Below are 9741 nucleotides of genomic sequence, written 5' to 3' on the forward strand. Positions count from 1 at the left end.
GTGGTGCAGGATATTGCCGATGCGCTGAGGGGTACCGATATACCCGTGCTGGTCAAGAATCCGCTCAACCCTGATATTGAGCTCTGGTACGGCGCCATCAACCGCCTTCTTAAAGCCGGTGTTAAGGAGGTCGGTGCAATCCACCGTGGCTTTTCGGTATGGGGCACGCATATGTACCGTAACCAGCCGATATGGCGCATTCCCGCCGAACTGAGGGAGCGGATGCCCGGAATTACCATAGTGTGCGACCCTAGCCACATAGCGGGTAAAAGCAGCCTGGTGCCACTCGTGGCCGAAAGGGCGCTTGAGCATGGGGTTGGGGGACTGATGGTGGAGGTTCATCCCGACCCGCCATCGGCAATGAGTGATGCCTCCCAGCAGCTTACACCCGCCGCTTTTGCCTCAATGATGAAGGAGCTGGACCTCGACAGGAAGGGATGTTGCAAAGATGCACCTGAACTCATTGATGATCTCAGCTCAGAGATGGATATGGTTGATGAGCTGCTGGTTCATGCCATTGCCAGCAGAATGGAGCTTTCGCGGAAGATTGATAGCATGGGACATGCAGGCTCATCAAAGCCGTCCGCAGCCGAAAAGTCCGCCACCGGCGAACGTCTTGCCAACCTTGCAACGGGAGACGGACTGCGTCCCGGTTTTATCAGCAGGCTCTTCGGCGAGATAACAAGGGAATCGGGAAAGCTCAAATATTCCGTTAATACCGGTTTTAAAAACCGGATATAAAAATTACCTTTAAGGTTGGTTTTTTTGTCCCGGTTTTGCGTTGCAGCATAATAATACTCGCTGAAATCGTACTGTCCATCAGTGTAAGAGGTGGCTTTAACCTGGTACGCGGGTTTTAAAGTGAAACTGAATTCTGCTGCAATCCCGGAAAATATAATTATTATATGGAAAAAATAACCGTTGACCTTCACAGCCGCAAATCGGATGTCCTCGTCGGGGAGTGCCTCGGCCATCTGGATAAATATATTGACGGAAGAAAAAATTTCATAATAACTGATAAAAACCTGGACAGGCTATACCGGAAACGGTTCCCGAGCGCGCCTGTCTTTGTGGTCGAACCCGGCGAAAAGAGCAAGAGTCTTGAGACGTTGGCCGCCATCAGCCGGTGGATGCTTGAGCAGGGAGCGGACAGGAGCTCGTTCATAACGGGCATTGGCGGTGGGGTTGTATGCGACCTTGCAGGGTTTGTGGCATCCACCTACATGAGGGGCATTGGCTTCGGGTTTGTCGCGACCAGCCTGCTGGCGCAGGTGGATGCATCGATAGGAGGCAAGAACGGGGTTAACCTTGACGGCTACAAGAACATAATCGGCAATTTTACCCAGCCTGAGTTTGTAATTTGCGATGTCGATATGCTTCTTACCCTTCCGGAAAATGAATTTGTCTGCGGTATGGCCGAGGTTATCAAGCACGCGCTGATAGAGGACAAAGATCACTTCGAACATCTCGGGAAATACAGTACCAGGATCCTGAGCAGGGACAGGAACGAGATGGAGCAGATAGTCGCCCATTCGGTTGCCATCAAAGCGGCCGTGGTGGAGAGGGACGAGCGCGAGCAGGGGGAGAGGCGGAAGCTTAACCTCGGGCATACCTGGGGGCATGCTGTGGAGACCGTGGCGGGACTGCCGCACGGCGAGGCGGTGGCAGTGGGACTTGCCTTTGCGGCGGGACTCTCGGTCAGCCGCGGCTCCCTTACGGAGGAGGAGAGGGAGAGGATCATAAGACTGCTCGGCATGTATGAACTGCCGGTGGAGACACGGGCCAATCCGGCCGACATATTTGATGTGCTGGTAAAGGACAAGAAACGGGAGGCGGGATCGTTATGGTTCATACTGATGAACGGAATAGGTAATGTATCGATAGAGGCTATAGGAACAGACGAACTTAAAAATTATGCACTGAATGGTACCTGAAACGCCCATGTGCTGATGCACACAAAATAAAATTTATAAAGCATGGGCGTTCCATGGGAATTGAAAAGCTAAATATCCTAACCATGAACTAGTAACATATTGTTAAATAAATTGATAACCATGCTTTATGCACATGAATTCAAAGTTTGCGTTTGCATTGGCAACGTTCCCTTCGATGCCGTGTCGGGCATCCTTGAAAAAGTGGATATGGCCGAGATACGGCTTGACCTTGCCGAGTTTGACGAGTCGCAGATGAAGGCGGTCTTTGAAAGCCATCCCAACCTCATTGCCACCTGCCGCGAGGGCAGGCATGATGATGCCGGAAGGGAGAAAATTCTGAAAAGTGCAATGGAATACGGCGCCGCGTGGGTTGATATTGAAGACGATGCCGGCGGTCAGTGGAAGAAGCGTATGATGGCAGCGGTAAAGGAGAGTCCCGCCCGGCTTATCCTGTCACGTCATTACTATACCCACACGCCCCCGGCTGGTGAATTGCGTACAATAGCCGGAAAGATGTTCGACAGCGGCGCCGACGTGGCAAAGCTGGCGTGCCAGGTGAACAGTCCGGCAGAGGCCGCGGCCATACTCGGGTTATATGACGGCTTTGAGGGACTGGTGGCAATCGGTATGGGACCCCTTGGCGTGATAACCAGGCTGGCGGCCCCTTTTCTGGGTGCACCCTTCACTTTTGCCGCATTTGGCGATAACCTGCCCACTGCCGCCGGACAGATCGAGTACGGCGAGATAACATCGATGATAGAAAGAATATCCGCATATGGTTGACGGTAACAGCCGCCCCCGGCCGGAAAGAAGAGGCGACGGTTACTATGCCGTTTTCGGCAACCCCGTGCTTCACAGCAGGAGTCCCCAGCTCTATAATTCAATGTTCGCCCTTCATGGCATAGATGCTTTCTATACCCGGATACTGACATCCTCGGCCGGCAGGGTGTGTGCACTGATAAGGGGCATGGGACTGGCAGGGGGAAATGTCACCACTCCTTTTAAGGATGGAGTGGTCAGCTGCGTGGACAGCCTGTCGCCCGATGCCCGGCTTATTGGCGCTGTCAACACGATAGTCAGCCGGAATGGTTTGCTGACAGGCTACAATACCGACGGCACGGGAGTTACCGGTGCTCTTCTCGAGGCGGGCCATGACCCGGCAGGTAAGAGATGCATGGTGATTGGCGCCGGAGGTGCAGGGAGGGCTGCTGCAGTTGGACTGGTACGGGCGGGAGCCGATGTTGTTATGGTCAACCGGAATATTGAAAGATTTGCCGGTTTTGCATCCAGGCTGGGCTGCAGGATAGCTGAGCCAGGCGCTGCCGATACTGGCACTGCTGATACTGGTGTTGCCGATACTGGCGCTGCTGATCCGGGCGCAAAGAGTGTCCGGTCCGGCAGCAGCGATGTTGATCCGGGCGCAAAGAGTGTCCGGTCCGGCAGCAGCGATATTCATCCCGGCGATTATGACATAATTGTTGTTACTCTTCCGCCCGGGGTGTTCCCCTTTGACAGGCGGCAGCTACATGAGAGACAGGTCATTCTGGATGCCAATTACCGGCCGGCAGATGTGAGTGGCCCTGCCGGGTGGCCCTGCCGGGTGGTTACAGGCGAACGGTGGTTGCTGCACCAGGCAACGGAAGCTTACAGGCTGTTTACGGGAAGGGCTGCTGATACGAGCGTAATGGACGAGGCGATGGCACATGTGCCCGCACCTGACGATATTGTTACTGCGGTCGTTATAGATGAACACCGGAGTGCGATGGAGTACGGACGGCCCGGCCTGCTTGTCGACGCCGCAGGATATGATGCCGGGGAGTTAAAAAGGATAACTGATGAAGAAAAGAACAGGGCCTTCGGCCATTGAGGGCAGGATACAGGCCCCTCCTTCGAAGAGCTATGCCCAGAGGGCTATTGCCGTGGCCGCGATGGCTGAGGGGCGCTCGGTGATCCTGTCACCTGGCGATTCCGATGATGTGGTGGCCGCGGTAAATGTTGTGCGCCAGCTTGGTGCCAGGGTGGAAAAATGGCCTTTGAAGTCCGCTCCCCCGGGGGAGGCTGATACCGCTGAGGGATCTGCGGACGAACGGGGCCGGGCTGAAGAACGGGGAACCGAAAATGAGAAGGTAACCGGATTGGAACGAGATGATGAAGTAACGAAGGACCATTCTGTTGCCGGTAGCAGCCGTGGAGCGGAGGAGGGGAGTTCTGATGCCGGTGGTGGTCAGGGAACGGGAACGGGGAGATCGGCTTCCGCCACGGGAAAGGCAGTTGAACAGGGACTGGTTGTTTTTGGGGGACTGCAACGGCCGGATGGTATGCTGGACTGCGGTGAGGCGGGACTGAGTGTGAGGATGTTCTCGGCGGTGGCCTCCCTGTTTGACAGTCCGGTTACGCTTACCGGCCGCGGATCACTGCTGAAAAGGCCGATGGTGGTTATCGAGGAATCGCTCCGGGCGCTGGGTGTTGAGTGTACAACGGTAAATGGCTGCCTGCCGGTTACAGTGCGGGGCCCCCTGCCCGGCGGAAAAGCTGTGATCGACGGTTCTTTCAGCTCACAGGTACTCACGGGAATACTTATTGCCTCCCCGTATGCCGCATCCGATGTCACCCTGCTGGTAAAGAACCTTAAGAGCCGGCCCTATATTGACATGACTTTAAAGGTGATGGAGCTTTTCGGCGTGGAGGTTGAGAACAGGGGCTATTCGGAGTTCCTGGTCAGGCACGGTCAGCGGTACCAGCCCCGTGAGTACAGGGTGGAGGGGGACTGGAGCGGTGCCGCCTTCCTGCTTGTTGCAGGTGCGACCGGTGGAAGCGTGACCGTTGAAAACCTTGACACCTCTTCGCCGCAGGCGGACAGGGCCATTGTCGATGCCCTGGAGAGGGCCGGGGCGAATGTTGCGACCGGTACCGGGGAGGTGACGGTGTCGCGCGGCAATCTTGAAGCTTTTATGTTTGATGCCACCGACTGCCCCGATCTTTTCCCGCCTCTTGTAACCCTGGCTGCCTTTTGCGAGGGTACCACCACCATAAGGGGTGCGGAAAGGCTCCTGCACAAGGAGAGCAACCGCGCGGCAACGCTGAGCAGGGAGTTCGGTAAGCTTGGAGTTGAGGTGAAGGTGACCGGCGATATAATGAAAATTAAAGGAGGCGGGTGCAATGGCGGCACGGTTGAGTCGCACGGTGACCACCGAATAGCAATGGCCTGTGCCACAGCAGCTATTGCAGCGCATGGAGAGGTGCTGATTGAGGGTGCAGAAGCCGTGGCAAAATCCTATCCCCGCTTTTTTGAGGACATGGAGAGTTTGAGAAAGGGATAATTTGTTAACAGAAAACCTGATCAGATATGAACAGTACAGGAAGAATATTCAGGATAAGCCTGTTTGGCGAATCGCACGGCCAGGCCATAGGAGTGACCATAGACGGTTGTCCCCCGGGAGTCCCGCTTTCGGACGGTGATTTTGCCGGCGACCTTGGCAGGCGCCGTCCGGGAAGGGCGGGTACAACCCCGAGGGTGGAGGATGACCTCCCGGAGATCGTTTCCGGCCATTTCAACGGCCACACTACCGGTGCGCCGCTTACCATAATGTTCAGGAATAAAAACATCAAACCGGGCGACTATGATAACCTTAAACGCACACCGCGCCCGGGCCATTCCGATTTCGTAGCGTGGAAGAGGTTCGGAGGCTTCAATGATCACAGGGGCGGTGGACATTTCTCGGGCCGCCTTACCCTGTGCCTGGTGGCGGCCGGTGTTGTTGCCAAAAAGCTGCTGACGGGGATAGATATAGATGCACGGCTGGTGAGCGCCGGCGGAGATGAGGATATTGACAGGGCTGTAAAAGTCGCCATGGAGGCTGGTGATTCGGTAGGCGGCATTGTCGAGTGCCGGGCTGCGGGCATACCTGTAGGGTGGGGAGAACCTTTCTTCGATTCGGTTGAATCGGTGATTGCCCACATGGCATTTGCCATTCCCGCGATTAAGGGAGTTGAGTTCGGGTCTGGTTTTGCCGCTGCATCTATGAGAGGCAGCAGCCACAATGACCCCATAGTGGATGAGACGGGACGGACTGCCACGAATAATGCGGGCGGGATAAGCGGGGGACTGACAAATGGGAACGAGCTTGTATTCAGGATTGCGGTAAAGCCTACATCCAGCATCTCGGTGGGCCAGTCCACCTACAGCATTGAGTCGGGAAAGATAGAGGAACTGAAGGTAAAGGGACGTCACGATGCATGCATTGCCCTCAGGGTGCCGGTGGTGCTGGAGGCTATAACAGCCGTGGCCCTGGCCGATTTGAAGATGCTTGCACAAAGCCGGCCTCCCGTGAAGGGGTAACGGCAACCCGACTGTCATTCCGGTGGTTGGTTATTTATGGATGCGGGGGAATGACAGATCAGGAACAGCGATTGTTGATAACGCAAACCCCGAATCCTGTATTAGCTTCATATACAACGCATTATACCTGGGCTACATAAAGACTTTAAAATATTTTTCAACAATTGTGTAAATTGATAATATTTGCGTTAATGTTGCAGTTATTGCACTGTGCAAGATGACGTCAAAACTTGTATTAACCTAACCCTAAAACGAATCATGAGAATCCTTTTTTTGTTGCTGGTTTTTGCAACTTCGCTGATGGCCTGCCGGTCGGGCAGGGATATGGCTGCTGTCGATCCTCCTCCGCCCCCTCCGGTTCGTGAACCTGTTGTGGTAGATCCCGAGCCGGAACCTGAACCGGAGCCTGAGATACCGGTTGTTGAAGAGAAGTTTGACTTTGAGAGGGAAGAGGACAGGGTAACCCAGGAGGTTAACCGCTACTTTGTCATACTTGGCAGCTTCCGGGTGCATGACAATGCAAACCGTTTTAAGTCCGCTCTCGAACAGGAGGGCTTCACCCCGGTAATTCTTTTGTCGGAGACGGGTTTTAACAGGGTTTCAGTCGATTCATATACGAGCGAGACCGATGCCAGGCAGAGGGTGATGCAGATACGAAGATCCTTCCCGCAGTACCATGACTCCTGGCTGCTGATCAGGCGCTGACCATAATTATATGTAGATAGCAATAATCACACATGACAGTAAGAAGGCGGAGATGGTATCTTTTCTGATATAGCATCCGCATGAGCCCGACATCGCAATGCTGATGAGAATATGCGATGTGCACGATATACCGCTTGCTGCGGACCCTGCAACGGCCGGGTTGCTGACAGGCGAGTTTGAACAGAAAACAGTTTTTGCTTGATCATCTCCCTCTCACAGGGGGCTCCGCCCCTGCAGAGGTAAGGTGGGAGCAGAGGTCGTAAATGCTTGTGAACCCCGAACCGGCACCTTGCATCGTTAATTTCCATGTCGTTGTACCGTCTGACTTATCGATGCTGATGGTGGTACTGCACTCTTCATTCTCAGCCACCCTGAACCCGTTTCTTTCCAGGGCGTTCCTGGTCCAACGCCGCTCCGTTGCCGGTCCCAGCAGGCCGATGCTGCCCTTTAGTTCCCGCTTTATCCGGAATTCGCCTTTTCCCGTACTGAAGGAAAGGTTCGTGTTTTCGAACATCCTGCCAAACTGATCGTTCAGGATCAGGTCTTCCGGTGCACCCTGGTAAATCTGCCCCGGCAGCATAAGCCATATTTTTGTGGCTTCCTGGATAGCTATGCTCAGGTCGTGCGTGGAGAATATTATTGTCCGTCCCTTTTCAACCGCAAGCCGGTGAAGAAGGTGAACAATCCCGTACTTGTTCGGAAGGTCAAGGAAGGCGGTAGGTTCGTCGAGCACTATTATACCCGTATCCTGGGCCAGGGTGCGTGCAATCATTGCCCTTTGTCTCTCTCCGTCACTCAGCTGGTCAATGTTCTTGCCAGCCAGCTGTGATATTCCCACCATCTCAAGTGCCTCGTCAACCTTAATATTGTCCTGATACCCGAGTCTCCCCAGCCAGCCCGTATGAGGATAGCGGCCCAGCGACACCAGGTCGCGGACCTTCAGGTTGTTCACACGCACCTGCTCTGTCGAAACGAACCCGACCATCCTGGCGATCTGGTTCGCCGGGTAGCTCCGTATATCAGAACCGGATAAATATATCTTCCCCGAAAGGGGGGAAAGAAGCCTGACAATGCTTCGAAGCAGTGTGCTCTTGCCTATTCCGTTCGGCCCGAACAGGGCTACCAGTTCTGACCGGCGTGCATCAACGGTGATGCCTCCGAACACCGGGCCGGAAGAGTCTCCTGCGCCCCTGTATCCAACGGACAGGTTCTCGGTATGCAGAACAGGTAGCTTGTCGCCCATAGCTTCAGAATATTCCGGTTAGTTTCTGGTTACGTATTACTATCCAAATTACGACGGGAATGCCAATGAGCGCGGTTACCGAGTTTATCGGAAGGCTCCCTTCCATAGCAGGCAGCCTGGAGACAATGTCGCTGGCCAGCAATACAGCAGCACCGGTGAGGGCGGTGGCCGGCAGCAGCACGGCATGGTCGGCATTCCTGAACATCATGCGCGCGAGGTGGGGAACAGCAATCCCGATAAACGCGATTGGCCCGCAGAAGGCGGTTATCGTTCCTGCCAGGAGGCTGGTGCTGACGAATATGATGATCCTCGCTGCAGTAATGTTCACGCCCAGGCTCCGCGCATAATTCTCGCCAAGCAGCATGGTGTTGAGCATCTTTACCGAAGCACCCGCTATGAGAAGTCCCCCAACAACAGCGGGAACCATGATGCCCAGCTGCGGGCCCGTTACACCGCCAAGGCTGCCCATGGTCCATATCATGAATGACCTTAGCATGGTTTCGGTACTGAAGTACTGCATGACGCTCACAAGGGCCCCTGTTGCACTGCCGAACATAATACCCAGTATCAGTATGGTCATGATATCGCGTACCCTGAAGCTCACCAGGAGGATAAGGACAAGCACGGCACCCGAGCCGGCCCATGCCGCTATCACCACTGGCCAGTCGCCAACCGCCCATGCCGTATAGCCGGGGATCAGGGTAAGGCCCATTACAACGACTGCGACACCCAGGCTGGCTCCGGCGCTTATTCCCAGCACGTAGGGGCCTGCCAGGGGATTCCGGAAGACGGTCTGCATCAGCAGTCCGCTTACCGACAACCCGGCTCCCGCTACCAGTGCGGTAATCGCCCTCGGCAGCCTCAGGTCGGTCACTATTATGTGCCACTCGGGCCTTGATGCCTCACCGCCTGACAGGATAATGAATATATCGGAAATGGGTATCCTGACCGTGCCGGTAAGGATACCGGCAATGAATAGCAGCAGCACTGATAACGAAAGGGTTACTATCAGTATGATGGTTTTGTTGTTTCGCCGTTCAGGTGCTGATGGGTTTGTCATCAGTTAATTTTGTTGTACTGTGCCAGGTTATTGTGTTTGTTCATGTTATTTTGTCTGCCGAAGGCTGATGCGGGTTTCATTCCAGTTTCCTGTAATAGACCGGCTCATGGTCAGGTAAAAGTTCCCTGTGAAATATCCACACCAGGTCGGCCAGAATTATATGGGGATTTACGATACCCGATTCCCAGTAATCATTCCCTCCGTACCGGTTGGTCCGGGCGTTATTATTGTATATGTTTCCTGCTGCAAGAGGAGGCAGGGATCCCAGTCTGCTGTCGGTTCTTAATATATCGCCGGCAGATTGTGCCGTACCTGTATTTATCCAGTAATCAGCCTGCCGTCCCCTGCTGATCACACTCTCAATATCGACCGGAAAGTTCTCTCTTCCACTGTTGTCTTCCCATAAATACCTGCCTCCCGCATCGCTCACCAGGGATGCGAAATGGGATCTCCCTCCTGG

At 54.6% G+C, this 9741-nt stretch carries 10 protein-coding genes and 1 pseudogene; 8 read left to right on the top strand and 3 right to left on the bottom strand.

Going from position 1 to position 9741, the window contains the following annotated elements; genetic code table 11:
• The 8 genes and pseudogenes from EA408_03580 to EA408_03615 all read left to right on the top strand — a co-directional run bounded on the left by EA408_03580 (nt 1) and on the right by EA408_03615 (nt 7180).
• Entirely contained in the window at nt 1-741 is a 741-nt protein-coding gene (locus tag EA408_03580; GenBank protein ID TVR74006.1) for a hypothetical protein, read from the top strand.
• Nucleotides 742-905: 164 nt separating this feature from the next.
• The gene (aroB, locus tag EA408_03585) at nt 906-1934 is read left to right on the top strand and encodes a 3-dehydroquinate synthase (GenBank protein TVR74007.1); all 1029 of its coding nucleotides are present in this window, start codon (nt 906-908) and stop codon (nt 1932-1934) included.
• A 120-nt stretch (nt 1935-2054) separates the two neighbouring features.
• Nucleotides 2055-2717, top strand: a complete 663-nt coding sequence (locus EA408_03590; protein TVR74008.1) for a type I 3-dehydroquinate dehydratase — start codon at nt 2055-2057, stop codon at nt 2715-2717.
• Entirely contained in the window at nt 2710-3801 is a 1092-nt protein-coding gene (locus tag EA408_03595) for a hypothetical protein (GenBank protein ID TVR74009.1), read from the top strand. The genes EA408_03590 and EA408_03595 overlap by 8 nt, the downstream gene beginning before the upstream one ends.
• Nucleotides 3770-5254 carry a 3-phosphoshikimate 1-carboxyvinyltransferase gene (aroA, locus tag EA408_03600; GenBank protein TVR74010.1) on the top strand — a complete coding sequence of 495 codons (1485 nt, stop codon included), beginning with the start codon at nt 3770-3772 and terminating at the stop codon, nt 5252-5254. Before EA408_03595 ends, aroA begins: the two co-directional genes overlap by 32 nt.
• Nucleotides 5255-5280: 26 nt before the next feature.
• Complete coding sequence (locus tag EA408_03605) at nt 5281-6273, top strand: chorismate synthase (protein TVR74011.1); 993 nt, start codon at nt 5281-5283, stop codon at nt 6271-6273.
• 258 nt (nt 6274-6531) lie between these two features.
• A complete protein-coding gene (locus EA408_03610) occupies nt 6532-6978 on the top strand; it encodes an SPOR domain-containing protein (GenBank protein TVR74012.1) in 447 nt (148 codons plus the stop codon).
• Between the two features lie 10 nt (nt 6979-6988).
• Nucleotides 6989-7180: pseudogene (locus tag EA408_03615) on the top strand (hypothetical protein).
• Here the strand turns inward: EA408_03615 and EA408_03620 are convergent.
• The 3 genes from EA408_03620 to EA408_03630 form a co-directional block, all read right to left on the bottom strand.
• Entirely contained in the window at nt 7181-8221 is a 1041-nt protein-coding gene (locus tag EA408_03620) for an ATP-binding cassette domain-containing protein (protein TVR74013.1), read from the bottom strand.
• Nucleotides 8222-8225: 4 nt separating this feature from the next.
• Complete coding sequence (locus EA408_03625; GenBank protein ID TVR74014.1) at nt 8226-9281, bottom strand: iron ABC transporter permease; 1056 nt, start codon at nt 9279-9281, stop codon at nt 8226-8228.
• A gap of 76 nt (nt 9282-9357) precedes the next feature.
• On the bottom strand, nt 9358-9711 hold the full coding sequence (locus EA408_03630) for an ABC transporter substrate-binding protein (protein ID TVR74015.1): 354 nt from the start codon (nt 9709-9711) through the stop codon (nt 9358-9360).
• Between the last annotated feature and the right edge of the window lie 30 nt (nt 9712-9741).

Source organism: Marinilabiliales bacterium, assembly GCA_007695015.1.
Classification (GTDB): Bacteria; Bacteroidota; Bacteroidia; order Bacteroidales; family PUMT01; genus PXAP01.

Bases quoted from the DNA above. Each gene is read 5' to 3' on its own strand.
- EA408_03610 (TVR74012.1), top strand. From the start codon at position 6,532: ATGAGAATCCTTTTTTTGTTGCTGGTTTTTGCAACTTCGCTGATGGCC.
- EA408_03590 (TVR74008.1), top strand. From the start codon at position 2,055: ATGCTTTATGCACATGAATTCAAAGTTTGCGTTTGCATTGGCAACGTT.
- aroA (TVR74010.1), top strand. From the start codon at position 3,770: ATGAAGAAAAGAACAGGGCCTTCGGCCATTGAGGGCAGGATACAGGCC.
- EA408_03625 (TVR74014.1), bottom strand. From the start codon at position 9,281: ATGACAAACCCATCAGCACCTGAACGGCGAAACAACAAAACCATCATA.
- EA408_03605 (TVR74011.1), top strand. From the start codon at position 5,281: ATGAACAGTACAGGAAGAATATTCAGGATAAGCCTGTTTGGCGAATCG.
- aroB (TVR74007.1), top strand. From the start codon at position 906: ATGGAAAAAATAACCGTTGACCTTCACAGCCGCAAATCGGATGTCCTC.
- EA408_03595 (TVR74009.1), top strand. From the start codon at position 2,710: ATGGTTGACGGTAACAGCCGCCCCCGGCCGGAAAGAAGAGGCGACGGT.
- EA408_03620 (TVR74013.1), bottom strand. From the start codon at position 8,221: ATGGGCGACAAGCTACCTGTTCTGCATACCGAGAACCTGTCCGTTGGA.